Below are 14680 nucleotides of genomic sequence, written 5' to 3'. Positions count from 1 at the left end.
TTACGTTGGCCTCAGTGCATTGAGCAGGGTATGCGTGGTGATCGTGTGCCTGCAGCGAAACCCGCATCTATGCGCATAGGGCGCTAGGGTGTTGGAGCGCTCCCAAGGACGGCGGAGTCAGTTTTTGCGGGCAACGATGGGGCAGGGCGTTGTTGGGCCGCTTCGGCGGAAATGCTCGCCTGTTTGTCACCCTTGAGCATGCCCTCTAGCCCGCCATCGTTCTGGAACTTCGAATACAGCGTGAAGAAACCGAACAGGCTGATTGCAACCACTGCGGAGCAGATGCCGCCAAGCAGGTGATTGCCGATGACCTTCGAAAATGGAGGCTTCAGTCCGTCGATCTTGCTTATCAGGGCTGGCTCCATCACATCGATGCGTGCCATGAACTCGCTCGTCATCAAGCTGGTTCGCATCTCTTCGCCGTGCTCTTCAAGCGTGATGTCGATGAAGTTCTTCGCCATCTGTTCAGCCTGGTTGCGATACATCCCAATCTGCTGCGGGGTGCACGCTACCTTCTTGAACGCCTGGTGATCGTCTTGCGGGTGAGTCTGCAGCCACTCGATCTTATGTCGCTTGTATAGGGAGTAAGCAAGCAGACCCAAGAAGTCATCAGGTGCGTTCACCAGCTGACTAAACACGTCAAAGGATTCGCCGCTCAACGAAGAAACCGACTCCGCCTGGCTCGCCAGGGAAGGCGGCGAGGTATCGAAGTCGGTATCTTGTTTTGATGCGGCTTGCGCGATATCGGTGATTCGGCCGGTGGACGGTGCTGACAAGATTTTCCAGTCCAGTTCAGCGCGCTAGGCGCTCGTACGCCTTCTTCATAAGGCTGTTGATCGCGTCGGAGGAAAGCTTGGAAGAGCGGGCGGTTACGGTTTTCCGAGCACCTGAAGCGAGCATTTTGTTGCTCTGCTTGATGAGCGCAATCGATACGGTAGGCATCCAGACCTCCTGATCCAGAATGAGTACTTGACTCGTGAAGGCTATCTAGAGCCTTCCGTTGATCATTTTTGATCAACGGTAAAAGAATTTCAAGGATTCTCGTGCTCCAAATTACGCGAAAAACGCCTTAAACGCTGCCTCTGCACGACCTTTAGCGGCAAAAGGGTGGTGATTTCTAACAGCGGAGCGTTCTACACGATTTCAACGTTCCAATCGGTTGGCTGATGGTACCTAGGAAGCCGTAGGCATCGCCTTGGTTGACTCTCATGCCGAAGGCATTTCCTGGGTCGTATACGCCGGTCAGGCTGAATCTACTGTTCGAGCGCTCCGGCTTCACGCGCTCGTTCTTCTTCGCACTCCAGAATCCAGTTCTGAGCGCTGTCCAAGACCATGAATGCGGTGTGTTTCGCGGCGTCTAAGCTGTCCTGCCAGCGCGGGTAAGGGGCAACGTAGCCACCCGTATGTGCAACCACTACGAGCCACCGGCCTTTGCTCTGCGGGATAAGGGTGATGGTGAAATCCTCAATCCGCGTTGTGTGGGAGCCATTCCCCAGCTCCGTCCATTGCGTGTTGCCATATGTGCGGAGCAACCGGCGCTTGAAGCGCACCATCTGCCGAACCAAGGCCAATAACTCGCCAGAAGGCCGTACCTCTCCCTCCAGGGCACGATTGATTCCTCTTAGTATCGTCTGGGGTTTTCGGTAGTCGCCTAACGAGCGCATCCGATCCATCAGTGCTGCTGGTGTCCAGCCCAGTTCCTCAAGGTCTTCGCGCAGATTCTCGACATGCACGGCAACGTTCTCGGTTTCGCTTGGGAAATCATCTGCATCGTTCATAAGGCACCAAAATGTCGTTAATCAAGTGACAATTTGTCATGCTGCTCGTGACATTTAAGCACCTTTGTACGGCTTTGCAAGCGGATGCGCTCAAATCATGGCGATGCCCCGGAGCCGCTAGCGCAGTGAGGCTCATGATCAGGTTGCTGCACGGGCTGCCATTGGCGCTCATTCGCGTTGAGATCAAGAGTCCCGGTCATCCAATCAGCACTCTGATGGATTGACCGAATGATGCCAGAACGCTTAACTGTACACATATACAGTTCAGGCGTTCCGTCATGGTCACCATCTCCGGCCCACTCGAGCCAAGTGGAGTGAAGCTTCCGCTCTCTTCCTTCCATGTCCCGGCAGGTTTTCCGTCGCCTGCTGGGGTATGCGCCGGGAGATGATGAGCCAAAGCTTCACCACTCGAATTGATGAGCCATGGACTGTCTACTCCAAGTGAAAGGCTGGGACAACGGTAGGTTTGTTGGTGAGCGTTTCATTTCCGCTGCTGAGTGCCTGATACTTAGAGCTAACAAAGGGGACATCGATCTATGAAGGCGTTTTGGAATGCATTACGCGTAACTGCTGCCCGGTGGCGGGCAAAGAATGAGGAGTACCGGGGCGGCATTGTGATGATCTGGGAAGGGGAGGTATACGCTTGGAAAAATGAGGTTCGAGATCCTCAATGCGAACGACCAGGCGTGTACGCAGTTGATGAGAAGGGACAAATCTATATCGCAGTAGGCGGTGATGACTACAACGGAGCAGAACGCTGGATAGTGAAACAGCCAGCGGTGGAAGATTGTTCAGGTTCAAGCTGATCAAATATTCAGGGCCTTCTCTTTGAATTGTCACCCAAGCAAGCCATGCGCGGTAGAGGAGCTAGAGCGGCCCTGCCCATAGGGAGCAACAGGCATGAAAGTCCTCAGCAGAATGCTTCTTCCTGATCACCCGATGTACACGGCAGCCGTCGAGGCAATGAAGGCGTATCACCAGGCGCAGGCGGACGGTATCACTGGTGCTGAGCTTGAGCGGCTGCGCCTGATGTCCGAGCATCGCTTCCAGGCGACTACTGACTACCAGCTTCAGATTGTGGGTGGCCCGGCAGAGACCAGTCATTAGCCGGAAGCTCTATGCGTAGGATGAACGAGGGTTGAGTTCGGAGTTGCTTCAGTTGATCCTCTGCCCTGCTTCATCAGCGTCATCTGGTGTAATCAGGGAAGACGGTAAAACCAATAGGAATGCAAAAAAGCCCGCAGTAGATCACCGGAGAGGGTGCGGGGGATCTGCAGCGAGCTAAGCACTTCGCGAAATCGCTAAGGTTAATGATGCAGAACGAACTCAGCTTCACAGATGTAATCCGACAGATACTCCGCCAGAACCCTGAGGGGCTGACACCCCAACAGATCCGAGAAATTGTGAAGGTGGAGTACCCCCAGCACGTTGGCACCCCCAGCCATTTGAAAAACGTCGCGGCTGGCAACTACAAGGATCTGGATCATGCGGTGCTGGCACGAATCTACCTAGCGTGCAGAAGCGCTTCGGATATCACTGCAGACAAGAGCAGGAAGCCTCACCTGATGACGCTCCTGGCAGACGCAAATGCCGTCGAGATCAAGGCTGATGAATTCATTGAGGGGGAAGACCTGGCGAAGCTCGAGGCTGATGTCGGTACCCTGTACGTGCTTTCCACCGGTCTCTATACCGCCGAACAGGTCGAGATCGTCAAAATCGGAATTACTACTGGTTCGGTCGACAAGCGAATCACCCAGCTATACACGACTGGAGTGCCATTCCGCTTCACGATTTTGAGTCAACTTGAAACCACTAACTACTCCAAGCTAGAGCAGGCCTTGCACTGTTTGTTCGACAAGTATCGGATCAACAAATCGCGTGAGTTCTTTACATCGGACTGTCTACAGTTCATGCCAGAGCTAATCGCGATCCATCGCAAGATTGAGGAGGCGTGAGAAGCGGGTTTCGGTTTGAGGCGTTCATAGCATCGGCCGGAATCAGACCAACGTAGCTTTCTAATTCGCGGGTCGCTCGTTGCCTGAACGCGAGTTCGAGTCGAAGTGACCGGTGATGCAGCTAAGATAGTGGAGCAATGCCGGCGAGGAGGACGTGCCTAACGGGCGCTTCATCTAGGCGTTGACGAATCGCGACTTTGCAGCAGGGTCATTAAAAATGATTTGGTTCCTCGGGGACGTTCATGGCCATTTTGATCATGTGATCCGACTTGTGAAAAAACATCGGCCCGAGGCAGTGGTCTTCCTGGGTGATCTTGAATGTAGCCTACCCCTAGACGTCATCCTGCGGCCGATCCTAGGGCTCACGGAGGTATGGTTCATCCATGGTAACCACGACGTCGACCAAGTCTCTTATTGGCAGAATCTGTATGGCAGCGGCCTGTCCGAGCGCAGCTTGCATGGACGAGTAGTAGAAATCGCTGGCTACCGCGTAGGTGGATTGGGAGGTACTTTTGAGGCTCCAGTTTGGCGTCCAGGGAGTCCTGATACAGGCATTCAAAACTACTCGGATTTTCTTGAGCGCTTGGCTGCTCGGCCGCAGCACGAAGACTTCATTGCGACGAAAAAACGGCACGCGCTGTCCGCGATATTCCCTGACGACTATTTCTCGCTCGCGCTCGAAAAAGCCGACATCCTGGTTTGCCACGAAGCACCGAGCTGCCATCCCTATGGCTTCTTCGAAATCGATGAGCTCGCGCTAGCCATAGGCGCAAAGCTGGTGGTGCACGGCCATCATCACGATTCCTTGGATTACAGAGCCGACTGGCCCCGGTTGGGCTTTGAGGCCTATGGCGTTGCTTTCAGGTCAATCATGGGCATCGACGGCTCGGTCATTAATTGATGATTCGGTGCCGGGGCTGCGAAGCTGCTTATCTAGCATAGGTCGTGGCTCCGGGCTCGTAGGGCCGGCTACTCTGTGAAAGGCGTGGTGTTGGTGCTAGCGGGCTTTGCGGGCAAAAGAAAGCCCGCTGCTAGGCGGGCAAGGTCTATCACACGTAGGGATAACACAAAGAATGCGCTACCCAGTGTGAAAATAAGGTGAAGGCGTTTGCCCCTATCGCTGAGGTAGCACCTAGCCGAGGGATAGCATCCGTTTTTGAAAAACATCGGTCTTCCGTTATCGAATTACGCCAAGTTTTTGTTTTTAAAGAGTACACCTACTTGGCATCGCCGCAAGACTGTTTCGCTTTTGAAACACATTTGCAGCCCTAGTGGAAAATTGTTCTTGGCTTTCGCTAGGTTGGACTACGCTTTCGTTAATCGTTATGACCGCGAGCGGAGTTGTTAATATGAATGAGACGAAACTCATACCAGCAATTCAGCTTTATCACAATGAGCATAAGATCTTCACTCCTCCGGAAGATGAGTTGCAGACGATGAAGCTCGATATGGCCAGTACATGCAATATAGCTTGTGATTACTGCTTCGTTGATGAAGGTCACGCCTTGCCTGGGCCCAAGCTAATGAGCGTTGAAACTATTACTAAGTCGATAGCGTGGTTTGCACAGGGTCGGAACAGTAAAAGTGAGCCTGCTGCGGTGGTCATGTTCGGCGGTGAGCCGCTATTAAATATTAAAGGCGTAATTGCTGCTTGTGAAAGAGTAATAGATCTTCGGAGTCGGGGGGTGGATATAAGGCTTCAGTTGATAACGAATGCAATGTTAATGACTGATAAGGTCGCAGATCTTCTCGGTAAAGCTGAAGCAACAATTATGGTCAGTGTTGATGGGGGGCAAGAGCTACATGACTCCCACAGGATTGATCACCGTGGTCGCCCTACCTATCAGAAGGTCATGCGCGGTTTGAAAGTTCTAAAGCGGCATGTGAAAAGTGAGCGGATTTGGGCGCGGGCTACCATGGCGCCAGGGGCTTCTGAGCTAGAATATTTTGATGAGTTGACTAAATCTGGGATTTATCAGATAAGTTTGGGCTACATAGATGATGCGCTGCCAGCTGACTTGACAAAAGAAAACTATAAAGTATTAATTGACGAGTTTCTAGAGAGGATGGTCGCTTTTACGAAAGAGGGTAAGCCTGTTCAGGTTCATCCGTACAGTACATATCTTTCCTTGATTTATGGTGAATTAGGGAAGGGTGAAGTATGGCCAAGATATGACTGCGGCGCAGCGACTAGGATTATTAGTATTACACCTGATGGTTCCATCTATCCATGCGAGCAAGCAGTTATAGTTAGGAACACACATCAATGGGCCCTTGGCTCGGTTGATACCGGTATTGATAAGGCTGCGGTTCAAAAATTCCTTGCTGAAACTTCGCGAACTCACTCCGGCTGCACTAACTGTGGTAGCTCAAAAATGTGTGATCAGGGTTGCAAGGTAGAGTCGACCGTGCATGGGACTCGTGACAGCTGTCATGGATACGAATCGAAACTTTTGGTGTTATGGGAGAGGTTGCGTTATTGGTACCTAAAGCTGTCCGATGAAGATCCGGGGGTGTTGTTAAGGCTCATTGATCCAACAGCATACAGAGTGGTCAGAGTTAATTAAGAATTTGAGCGCAATGGAGGTGATATCATGACGTCAAATAGTTCTGTAGATACCATGGCCTTGGCAATCTGCGATCGCTTATGTCTGAATCATGACTTGTATTTGGAGTTCAAGGAGAATCCAATGCTTGTCATAAATAAGTTTGTTTTAATCGCCGCTGAGCAGTCGCTTGTGCTGAAGCAGGTTCAAAAAAAGATGGATAAGGTGAAGCTTGAAGCTCATTGGAAAAATCAAGTTTCCTGCGCTTGTCGAGATGTTTACTATCAGTTGCCTGTCTAAGTAGGAAGCTTGAGTGGCTGAAAAATGTTAGTAGCCACTTAAGGTCGCCTGAAAATTTATAATGCTTAAGCTTTGGAGGATTGCATTGAGGCTCACCTCAAGGTTTCTGCAAAAATATGTATTAAAGAGAGACCGAAGGTGGCTTACTAAGGAAGTAGCTACAGGAAGGCTGAGCACATGTCATCCGAAACCATTGCTTATCGGAGCAGCAGTCATGAAATACCTCAGCAGAATCCTGATCATCCTATGTATGCGGAAGCCGTCGAGGCGATGAAGGCATATCACCAGGCGCAGGCGAACGGTGTCACTGGTGCTGAGCTTGAGCGGCTGCATATGCTAGCCGAGCATCGCTTCCATGCGACCACGGACTATCAGCTTAGAGCTCCAGCCATTGGTATGGATAGCTGAGTGGTGTTGATCAGTCGTTGAGCCATTAGGCCGATGACCTGCAGGTCGCCTACCTCCTGGCGAAGCTGTGTGAAATGGTACATCTGACGACCTGGTGTGAAGACGACGTTCTTGCTCATGATAGGCTCCGCTCGGGATACATTGGGTGCTTCGAAGATAAGCTTCCTGATGAGTCCTGCAGAGGATCGAATCTTAAGAATCCTGGTGTAAGGCTTCTTTTGGTGCTCCATGGCATGTGCTTTGAGGGCGGCGAAAATTCTCGCTTTGGTCGGTCGAATGCGCCCTGGGCGATGTCTAGCCTAGAACCGTCGCGTTGCCCGAAGGGGCTGCAGGCTGCAAGAGAATCCCGTTCTTGGGACGCCTCGTTCGGAGAACAAGTACCACTGCTTCGATGGAGCGGAAGCGTGATTAGGATGATTTTTGGATTGATATTTTGGGCCTTCGTTACGCTTACGGTCTTAGCCGCGACCTTCATTCCTCTGTTGGTAGTAAGCCTATTCGCCCTGACGGTGCTCATTGGAGACGACAGCTTGGTAAACCCATTGGTCGTCTACGGGATCTTCCCTACGGCGGTTGTAGCTACGGCCTACCTAATGTACCGCTATGGCCGGCAGATCGCCGATTTCGTCCAATTCCTCTCGCCCTAGAGGGCTCATCCAGGATGCTGCAGCTGAACTCGTGATTCTCTAGATGCTTTTTTTAAAAAGCATATTTTGCTTCTTGATGTATTCCATGGGATGCTTTTAGCCATCTGAAAAGGAGTCTTCCATGAGTGACATCATTTCCTTGATCGAGAATGTTGCTAAGACCAAGAGTGACCTAGCTTCCGCGTCTATTCGGATGCCAAAAGAGCTCTATTCCTTCATTGAAGGGCTGGCTGACCATCTCGATATGAGCCGTCAGGAGACTATGCTCAAGCTGCTTGAGAAAGGTGTTGAGCTAGCCAAGGTCGCGCTGAAGCTCGATGACGAAGTGGAAGCTGCAGCAGAAATCGAGTCCCTGCCGGCTTCAAGCTTTCACATCCTGAACACGAACAAGCGTCATAGCGTCGAGGATCATGAGCGCATGCTAAGCGAGGGCTGTGCGGCTGCGTTTTATGCCCCCTGGAAGCTCAACATTGATCGGATCAACCAGGGTGACGTCGTCTTCCTGTACGAGAATGGCAAGGGCATCGTTGCTTACGGAAAGGGCACAGGCGTTACTAAAAAACGCATGCACGACGGCCAGATCGACGAATGCCACTACCAAGAGCTTGAAGGGTTTGAGCGCCTTGAAAAACCGATCTCGGCTGCGGAGATCAAAAAGACGGTTCAGAAGAACGTCGTACTCCTCCGGACGATGTCTCCGATGCCGGAAGGTCAGTTACTGCTGGATCTGATCAAGAAACGTGGGTAAACGTCGGGAGCCCATAAAGCAAAAAACCGCCAAAAAGGCGGTTTTCTGTGAAGCGATTTTCTTCTGCAGTATATGCCCTAAGGCCGTCGCGAAGATCCGGTACTGCTCCAGTATTCCTCGCCAGTGATGAAAATGTTATCGCCCGCGAATCACTATGTCAAACAGATTGGCTGTTCGGCTTCCGATTAGGCGATCAGTTTCTGTGGTGAATCTTCATCAGCTATGGCCTTGTAAAGCTCTCTCAGGTCAGCAACAGCTGCTTCAAGCTGGCCTTCGCCAAACCCTTTTCCCCAATCTTTGGCGACCTCCTGGTACAGCAGCAGCTCCTGCCGTTCGGCCTCAAGGGCTGCGATACGGGCATTCGCCGTTTCCAAGTCGGTTGCTACGGTGGTGAGCGCTTGGAGCTGATCGCGCGTCTCCACCAGCCTCGTTTTGGTCTGCTGGTAGTCCGTGACCCCGATAGTATGAAGCAGCGAATTCTTCATCAGGGCCTTTTCCGCCTCAGCAAGGCGCAACGTGTAGTGTGTATTACGGCCTCGACGTGTCTGGCCACGTACCCGGTACTCAGTCACTGGCGGCAGGATACGGTTTACGGATACCGACTCCACCATTTGGCAGACTGCCCAGCTGTCCTTGCCGCTACTCCCCCATGCCGGCAGCTGATCCAAGGTTGCGCGCGAAAGCTGGAAGGACGTTTTGTCAGCGCTGCCTGGGTCATTTGAGGTAACCGGGACGACTTGGCATACGCCCCTGCCAGCCTTAACCACGATCGCCAGGCGGCGCTTGTGCATCTCACCCTTTTGCAGTGTGTCGCAGTAGCGCTTGTTCGTACGAAGCACGCCGTCTTCGCGGCCGATGGTCTGGATGAACCCGTAGTCGACCTCAACCACTGTGCCAGGCTGAACCACCCTGGTCAGTGAGCTACCGGTCTTTTTCAGCGTCTGCTGAAGGTACTCTTCGCCCACCGCACTGAAAATCTTGCTCAGAGTCACTGTGAACTCGGCAGGAACAACGCCAGGAGCCGTGAGCTTCTCGACGCTTTCTACAAACCAGCGGTAGTTGGCAACACCGGTGAATTTCTTGATGCAGAAGATTTTGAAGTCACCGCTCCCAGGCATGAGCGCCTCGGAGATCGAGCTATATGTCTCTTTGCCCAAGAGAGACACACTGATTGCATCCGTCGCCAGGTCTTTGACCTGCTCTAGATACCTGATGACGATCGTGTCCATGCATTTCCTTGGTGCAAGCGGTGAGGTCGAGGGGTGCAAATATGCCATAACTCAGCGGCCTCCGTAGCTACTGGCCAGACTGCAGAGGTTGGGCAGGAGTGCGAGCTGCTGGCACGTGGGTGGACGTAGCAACGGACAGCCCTTGATAACGCACATTGAGGCCCTTGATCAGGTAGCGGTTAGTCCGGTCAAAGTCCATGGCATCGTTGCCACCTGGGTCGCCAGAGCGGAACGTGATCAAGTTCATCTCCATCAACAGCGTGATCGCCGGGCTTACAGCATGGCGGCCTACATCGGTGTACTCAGCGATCTTGTCGTAGCTGATCACGGTCAAGCCATCGTCGTCCGGGTAATCACGGTGACGCATCGCGAGCAACAAGACGTAGATCTTGAGTGCCTGCAGCGAGAGGCGCTTGTTGAGTCCAAAAGCCTTCAGCTTCACCAGCGTCGTCTCTGGGTTCTCAGTCGACTGGTCTTTTTTGGGCCCACGGCCATGGTAGAGCCAGCTTTTAGGAATCTTGGAGAAGCTCTTTTCCTCGAGCCAGTTTTCGACGTAGATCAGCGATCCGCCCCTGGGCTTACCAGTATCACGGCGGATGTACCCGCCGTCCTCGAGCACCTAGAGTGAGCGCCCAACCACATTCCGTGCATGGCCTACCAGGTTGCCCAGCTCCTCGTAGGTCGTCTTGGCTATGCCGGTGTGGTAGTTCGCCCGAGTACAGATAGCTAGGTACACCTTCAAAGCTGCCAGTGAGGTGTTCATCGCCACCAGATCTACGTGCTTCTCAGCATTCAGCTCACTGAATTTTTTAAGGCCACCAGAGGTAACCCAGCCTTTGGGCATCTTGGCCCAGCGAAGCTCAGGAATCTCCGATTTGCTCATTTACCGTTCCTCAACAAAGCCAAGCTAAGTACCAAAGAAATGCAAAGCGCGAGAACTAGTGGATCGGTCGAGAAAGCTTTCTCGGCAAAAGTAATCAGGTCAGTCATGGGAATAGGCTCCGTTCCTCGATGAAGCCAAAATTACTCGAACCTCGCTGGCGGTATCTAGATATAGGCGTTTTGCGCTGAATACCTCAATGCCACAAGATACGTGGCTTCCGGAGGAATTTCATCGTAGATCATTAGTATTATGAAGAATCTTGTTTTTCATCAAAATATCAGTTTTGATTCATGATTTGAGCATTTTGCAATCAGAAGTGAGGTTTTGATATGGCTGATGCCGAATTGCCGATTGTCGATGGGCAGCTGGATTTCCACCTCAAGGTTGCCAAGCGCAAAGTCCGAGCCGTGGCCCGTGAGGGCGGCTTCACTTTGCAGATTGAGCACTCCGACCTAGCGCACACCCTGACCACCCAGCGCGGTAGCCCCAGGGTGTTCAAGAATCTCAGTACCGTGGCCACCTTTCTTAAGGATAGGGGAGTGAAGAGGTTCACCGTGATACTCGAGCAGCGGAGCTCTGATGAGAAGGCAGCTACGAGTAGTGTTAAGGCCAAGCCCAAGCCCAAGCCCGATGCCGGCATGAAGGTGAAGCGCACATCTAGTAGGAACGGCAGGACGTTGAGCTTCGACATGGAGTGGCCGCCTGGCTGTAAATAGGTCAGTGTGCATGATCATTGGCCGTCGTTGGCGGAGAGGGACTCTCGTGATCGGAGTGATGCCGCTGGGAGCAGATTGTCTACGATGATGGCGTTAGGCTATGCTCAGCTGTTCGCTTACTAAAAACGCTGATGAAGGCGAGTCATCGGGAGCGAGAGCCCGATCATTTTGTGCTCTGAGTTAGCCCTGCCGTAATCTTCAACTAGGACGAAGTCTGTGAGAGTGTCGCTCGATACGAACGTGCTGCATCAGGAGGGGTTTAATTCTCAGTCGATGCGTTTATTGCAGCGGCTCATTATTGCAGGCTTTGTGAAGCTATATATCAGTAGAATTGTGCTTCGTGAGCACGATACAAAGCGATACACTGAGACGTGCTCCAGATTGCAGAGTGTTCGGGACAATCTTCTAGAAATAAACAAAGCATTCTTAAAATCTGGCGTTCAGATGAGCGCGCTTTCCAAGCTGGAAGGTCAAATAGAAAAATTAGCTCCAGACTTAGACGCAAGTCGGGAAGCTTCTACTGAGGCTTGGTTACGTGATTTTCAGATTGAAATTATAGAGGCAGATGCCCAAGTCCATGAGTTGGCTTGGGACGACTATTTCTCTGGGAACGGCGCATTCAAGCGTGCTAAAAATCGCGAAGACATTCCTGATGCAGTCATAGCGAGATCATTGGAGCGCCTTGCTAGCGATGAGGAAGAGCTAACGTTCATTTGTAAAGATGGACAGCTGAAAAAATTCATGAGTGAAGTTCCTGGGGTTCGCGTCTTTAGTGAGCTGTCGGAATTTATTTCCAGCCCTGATGCCGTGAATAAACTAAATGCGCTCGACTCTCATGACAAAGCCATTGAGGCATACAAAGCTGCCATAGCGTCCGAGGAATTCCTTGTCGGTGTTATAAAGTACTTTTCCGCTCCTGAATCTGATTTCCAGTATGCAACCTGGCAGGGTGAAGAGATCGAGAGCAAAAGCGGACTACCACTGGTGGCTTATGGAGAGCCAGTCGTAAAGGGGGTGGTTGCCCAGTCGGTGAAAAGTCTGAGGTTCGGGCCCGTAGCCTCTCTTGCCCCAAGGCACTATGTCGTACCGATATCGTTTACGGCGAATGCACGTTTTATATTTCTCGCTGATTATAACGAATGGCTTCAAGCTCCCGACGATGTCAAGGAGTGGGTTGATGTCATTTCATCCGATCGGGCAGGACTTTGTAAATTTTCGGCACTACAAACCTGCGAGATCACTGGTCAAGTTGATATTCATTTCCCGGAAGGTGTTACGCCCGAAAGCATGTTGATACACGCCAATTACATCGGTGCAGATGATTCGCCCCTTGACATAGAATTTATTCCAGGGAAAGTGATTGTTTAGAGTCCGGTCTCGACGATTTGTGACAACATTGTTGATTGAGTTTATGTAAATGAATGGGCATATTCAAGAACCAAAGTTTCGTCTAAGGCTTCCGCACTCCGCAGAAATACTTCTCTGGTTGATCATCCCGGTTGCGCTTTTGCTCCGATTGACTTACATGTATGAGTATGATGCTATTAAGTATTTCGTGCGTGACTACTACTGGGATATGATTATAGCTACGCTATTTACAATATTTCCAATATTTTTCAGGCAGATTTTCTCAAGCTATCCTCTAGAGTTCTTGATGAAAGCTAAGGCTTTTAGTCACGAGTCCGTAATTAATGTTGGTCGAGATTACATTGCGCCCGCTAGGGAGGGAAGTCGCTTCGATGATGCTCGAGTAAAGAATCCGCATTTATCAAGCGGGACGGAAGCTTTATTTGGGCAAGCTGAAAGATCTCGTAAGCTTGCCAAAGACATTTATGGCCGCTCCGGCGTCTATCTGTTGCTCGGCGTTTTGGTGGCATTCTCCGGACTTGTATTTTTCTATACCCAAACAACCACTCTAAATGAGCCGGGTGCGCTCAGCGAAAAGTTGCTTCTATTGGCGCCAAAGTTCGGTATATTGTTCTTCATTGAGTTTGTAGCTTTCTTTTTCTTGAGGCAGTATCGATCGGCTATGGATGAGTTTCGATACTATGAGTCTATCGCAAGAAGGCGCGAAGAGGTCAGCGCGCTGCTCATACTTTCAGCTGAGTCCGAACCGAAGATCAATCTGATGGAGCTTGTGAAAAGCGACTCATACTTCTCTAAAGTTTCCGCGCTTGAGAAAGATCAGTCTACAGAGATCCTTGAAGCCAGAAAGCTGGAGAAGGGTGAGCTTGAGCTACTAGGGAAAGTCGTTGAATCGGTTGCCAAAGCAAAGGGATAGGTAGAGACGCTAGCGCTGAGAGCTTGGGCTGCCAGGCTAGGCGACTGGGAGGTGGGACGCGCTGTCTCTACATGGCCGCAGGCGGGGATAGCACCTGCTTCAGAAGATCAGGTGCGTATCCTGTTGCAGAGTCCTCGTAGCAAGCCGACGACTGTCACAGAGAGTCTTACAGACGAGCTTAAGCCGCTGCCCTACTGGTCAACCTCGCATCATAGATGGGAAATGTGGCTCGTTTTAACAGGGCTTGGACAAAGAAGTTCAACGAGTTTTTGGAGCATTTTCCCTTGCGACGCTCCAGGTAAAAGTCCCTTGAGGCTCTCCAGGCCAAGGCAGCCATTCCGAAGACTACGGCGCAGTAGATCGCAAGGATGATGCTGGTAACGGTGTAAGCTGTGAGATTGTGAAGGTATGGAGCTGCTTGCGCCTTCAGGCTTTCATTGTTGTCCAATATCCTGAACGTTGCGTTCATCGCGAGTCCGACGAAGCCAAGGGTGAAGAAGCCGCGAAACAGCTTTATGCTGAAAATATGGTTAATGATGCTTTCACCTAGTGTCAGCGCATTTTCTTTAAAGCTTTTGCTTAGATTAATGACTTTTTCGAGGTTCTCTACAATTTCTAAGTAGGAAGCCTCGGAGGCATTAAGGTGCCGCTTCAGCCAAGCACTCTTATAGTCCTCTAGCCTGCTGCGGGAGTAGGTTGTCTCGTTACCCAGGATGCCATGCTTCTTGAGCATAAACTGCCGGTATTCCGGCTCGTATCGGCGTGCCAGTAGGTATAGAGCAACTAGCTCGAACATAGCAGCAATGAGACAAAGGGGTAGGGTGAGCTTGGAGTCCGCGACCTGAGCAGCGAAAGACCCGACCATGAAGATAACGGTCAACAGAATAAAGCCTATGGCAAGCTTGTAGGTCTTTGTCTTGGGGCCTGACGCGATCGTGGATGGGCCGAAGGCAAGGTTGTACTTCATTGCAACTGTTTCGATTTTTTCTAAAGTTAGAATTTCCATTGTTCTCTTGTATTACATCAATTGTTGCGGTCGTGATTCTAAATCAAAGCACTTAGTGACAGCCCTGATGAGTGACTGTCCACGGTACCTTACCGCACCTCGGCAGGGCTGTCAGCGCTTTATCCCATGCCGTGTGTATGTCGCCGCTACGGGCCCGGAGAGGCCGCCTACGCTTCCTGTGCA

General features: G+C 51.4%; 19 protein-coding genes. 12 read left to right on the top strand and 7 right to left on the bottom strand.

The genetic code is table 11. The features are described from left to right. Window positions 1-83 precede the first annotated feature (83 nt). The 3 genes from WF331_RS25620 to WF331_RS25610 form a co-directional block, all read right to left on the bottom strand. Window positions 84-776, bottom strand: a complete 693-nt coding sequence (locus tag WF331_RS25620) for a hypothetical protein (RefSeq protein WP_340623414.1) — start codon at window positions 774-776, stop codon at window positions 84-86. A gap of 16 nt (window positions 777-792) precedes the next feature. Further along, window positions 793-942 carry a hypothetical protein gene (locus tag WF331_RS25615; protein WP_340623413.1) on the bottom strand — a complete coding sequence of 50 codons (150 nt, stop codon included), beginning with the start codon at window positions 940-942 and terminating at the stop codon, window positions 793-795. Between the two features lie 311 nt (window positions 943-1253). Then, window positions 1254-1778: a hypothetical protein gene (locus WF331_RS25610; protein ID WP_340623412.1), complete on the bottom strand. Its 525-nt coding sequence runs from the start codon at window positions 1776-1778 to the stop codon at window positions 1254-1256. A 373-nt stretch (window positions 1779-2151) separates the two neighbouring features. Between WF331_RS25610 and WF331_RS25600 the strand changes: the two genes are divergently transcribed. The 9 genes from WF331_RS25600 (at window position 2152) to WF331_RS25560 (ending at window position 8382) form a co-directional block, all read left to right on the top strand. Next, a complete protein-coding gene (locus tag WF331_RS25600; RefSeq protein ID WP_445325259.1) occupies window positions 2152-2223 on the top strand; it encodes a hypothetical protein in 72 nt (23 codons plus the stop codon). Window positions 2224-2314: 91 nt separating this feature from the next. After that, window positions 2315-2584, top strand: a complete 270-nt coding sequence (locus WF331_RS25595; protein ID WP_340623411.1) for an antirestriction protein ArdR — start codon at window positions 2315-2317, stop codon at window positions 2582-2584. A gap of 94 nt (window positions 2585-2678) precedes the next feature. Further along, window positions 2679-2885, top strand: coding sequence for a hypothetical protein (locus WF331_RS25590; protein WP_340623410.1), 207 nt, complete (start codon window positions 2679-2681; stop codon window positions 2883-2885). Window positions 2886-3091: 206 nt separating this feature from the next. Next, window positions 3092-3733 (top strand): GIY-YIG nuclease family protein, encoded by a 642-nt coding sequence (locus tag WF331_RS25585; protein WP_340623409.1) that lies wholly within the window; start codon window positions 3092-3094, stop codon window positions 3731-3733. A 217-nt stretch (window positions 3734-3950) separates the two neighbouring features. Next, window positions 3951-4634 carry a metallophosphoesterase family protein gene (locus WF331_RS25580; protein ID WP_340623408.1) on the top strand — a complete coding sequence of 228 codons (684 nt, stop codon included), beginning with the start codon at window positions 3951-3953 and terminating at the stop codon, window positions 4632-4634. A gap of 448 nt (window positions 4635-5082) precedes the next feature. Further along, the gene (locus tag WF331_RS25575) at window positions 5083-6300 is read left to right on the top strand and encodes a radical SAM/SPASM domain-containing protein (protein ID WP_340623407.1); all 1218 of its coding nucleotides are present in this window, start codon (window positions 5083-5085) and stop codon (window positions 6298-6300) included. 27 nt (window positions 6301-6327) lie between these two features. Continuing rightward, on the top strand, window positions 6328-6579 hold the full coding sequence (locus tag WF331_RS25570) for a hypothetical protein (protein ID WP_340623406.1): 252 nt from the start codon (window positions 6328-6330) through the stop codon (window positions 6577-6579). 177 nt (window positions 6580-6756) lie between these two features. After that, a complete protein-coding gene (locus tag WF331_RS25565; RefSeq protein ID WP_340623405.1) occupies window positions 6757-6987 on the top strand; it encodes a hypothetical protein in 231 nt (76 codons plus the stop codon). 768 nt (window positions 6988-7755) lie between these two features. After that, window positions 7756-8382, top strand: coding sequence for a hypothetical protein (locus tag WF331_RS25560; RefSeq protein ID WP_340623404.1), 627 nt, complete (start codon window positions 7756-7758; stop codon window positions 8380-8382). 185 nt (window positions 8383-8567) lie between these two features. On the opposite strand, the gene WF331_RS25555 is transcribed toward WF331_RS25560, so the two are convergent. The 3 genes from WF331_RS25555 to WF331_RS25545 form a co-directional block, all read right to left on the bottom strand. Continuing rightward, window positions 8568-9611, bottom strand: coding sequence for a hypothetical protein (locus WF331_RS25555; protein ID WP_340623403.1), 1044 nt, complete (start codon window positions 9609-9611; stop codon window positions 8568-8570). 67 nt (window positions 9612-9678) lie between these two features. Beyond that, entirely contained in the window at window positions 9679-10230 is a 552-nt protein-coding gene (locus WF331_RS25550; RefSeq protein WP_340623402.1) for a hypothetical protein, read from the bottom strand. Further along, window positions 10231-10494, bottom strand: a complete 264-nt coding sequence (locus tag WF331_RS25545; RefSeq protein ID WP_340623401.1) for a hypothetical protein — start codon at window positions 10492-10494, stop codon at window positions 10231-10233. Window positions 10495-10823: 329 nt separating this feature from the next. Here WF331_RS25545 and WF331_RS25540 point away from each other — a divergent pair, with 329 nt between their 5' ends. The 3 genes from WF331_RS25540 (at window position 10824) to WF331_RS25530 (ending at window position 13491) form a co-directional block, all read left to right on the top strand. Further along, a complete protein-coding gene (locus WF331_RS25540) occupies window positions 10824-11210 on the top strand; it encodes a hypothetical protein (protein WP_340623400.1) in 387 nt (128 codons plus the stop codon). A gap of 216 nt (window positions 11211-11426) precedes the next feature. Further along, window positions 11427-12578, top strand: a complete 1152-nt coding sequence (locus tag WF331_RS25535; protein ID WP_340623399.1) for a PIN domain-containing protein — start codon at window positions 11427-11429, stop codon at window positions 12576-12578. A gap of 49 nt (window positions 12579-12627) precedes the next feature. Continuing rightward, the gene (locus tag WF331_RS25530) at window positions 12628-13491 is read left to right on the top strand and encodes a hypothetical protein (RefSeq protein ID WP_340623398.1); all 864 of its coding nucleotides are present in this window, start codon (window positions 12628-12630) and stop codon (window positions 13489-13491) included. Between the two features lie 178 nt (window positions 13492-13669). On the opposite strand, the gene WF331_RS25525 is transcribed toward WF331_RS25530, so the two are convergent. Further along, complete coding sequence (locus WF331_RS25525) at window positions 13670-14497, bottom strand: hypothetical protein (protein ID WP_340623397.1); 828 nt, start codon at window positions 14495-14497, stop codon at window positions 13670-13672. Window positions 14498-14680: the final 183 nt, after the last annotated feature.

Source organism: Pseudomonas sp. YNh (genome assembly GCF_037993085.1).
In the GTDB taxonomy this organism is placed as follows: Bacteria; Pseudomonadota; Gammaproteobacteria; order Pseudomonadales; family Pseudomonadaceae; genus Aquipseudomonas; species Aquipseudomonas putida.
The sequence above is the reverse complement of the archived record's forward strand: the minus strand, read 5'-3'. Positions and strand labels throughout refer to the sequence as shown.

Bases quoted from the DNA above. Each gene is read 5' to 3' on its own strand.
- WF331_RS25575 (WP_340623407.1), top strand. From the start codon at position 5,083: ATGAATGAGACGAAACTCATACCAGCAATTCAGCTTTATCACAATGAG.
- WF331_RS25590 (WP_340623410.1), top strand. From the start codon at position 2,679: ATGAAAGTCCTCAGCAGAATGCTTCTTCCTGATCACCCGATGTACACG.
- WF331_RS25540 (WP_340623400.1), top strand. From the start codon at position 10,824: ATGGCTGATGCCGAATTGCCGATTGTCGATGGGCAGCTGGATTTCCAC.
- WF331_RS25530 (WP_340623398.1), top strand. From the start codon at position 12,628: ATGAATGGGCATATTCAAGAACCAAAGTTTCGTCTAAGGCTTCCGCAC.
- WF331_RS25580 (WP_340623408.1), top strand. From the start codon at position 3,951: ATGATTTGGTTCCTCGGGGACGTTCATGGCCATTTTGATCATGTGATC.
- WF331_RS25545 (WP_340623401.1), bottom strand. From the start codon at position 10,494: ATGAGCAAATCGGAGATTCCTGAGCTTCGCTGGGCCAAGATGCCCAAA.
- WF331_RS25565 (WP_340623405.1), top strand. From the start codon at position 6,757: ATGTCATCCGAAACCATTGCTTATCGGAGCAGCAGTCATGAAATACCT.
- WF331_RS25585 (WP_340623409.1), top strand. From the start codon at position 3,092: ATGCAGAACGAACTCAGCTTCACAGATGTAATCCGACAGATACTCCGC.
- WF331_RS25595 (WP_340623411.1), top strand. From the start codon at position 2,315: ATGAAGGCGTTTTGGAATGCATTACGCGTAACTGCTGCCCGGTGGCGG.
- WF331_RS25525 (WP_340623397.1), bottom strand. From the start codon at position 14,497: ATGGAAATTCTAACTTTAGAAAAAATCGAAACAGTTGCAATGAAGTAC.
- WF331_RS25570 (WP_340623406.1), top strand. From the start codon at position 6,328: ATGACGTCAAATAGTTCTGTAGATACCATGGCCTTGGCAATCTGCGAT.
- WF331_RS25555 (WP_340623403.1), bottom strand. From the start codon at position 9,611: ATGGACACGATCGTCATCAGGTATCTAGAGCAGGTCAAAGACCTGGCG.
- WF331_RS25610 (WP_340623412.1), bottom strand. From the start codon at position 1,778: ATGAACGATGCAGATGATTTCCCAAGCGAAACCGAGAACGTTGCCGTG.
- WF331_RS25615 (WP_340623413.1), bottom strand. From the start codon at position 942: ATGCCTACCGTATCGATTGCGCTCATCAAGCAGAGCAACAAAATGCTC.
- WF331_RS25560 (WP_340623404.1), top strand. From the start codon at position 7,756: ATGAGTGACATCATTTCCTTGATCGAGAATGTTGCTAAGACCAAGAGT.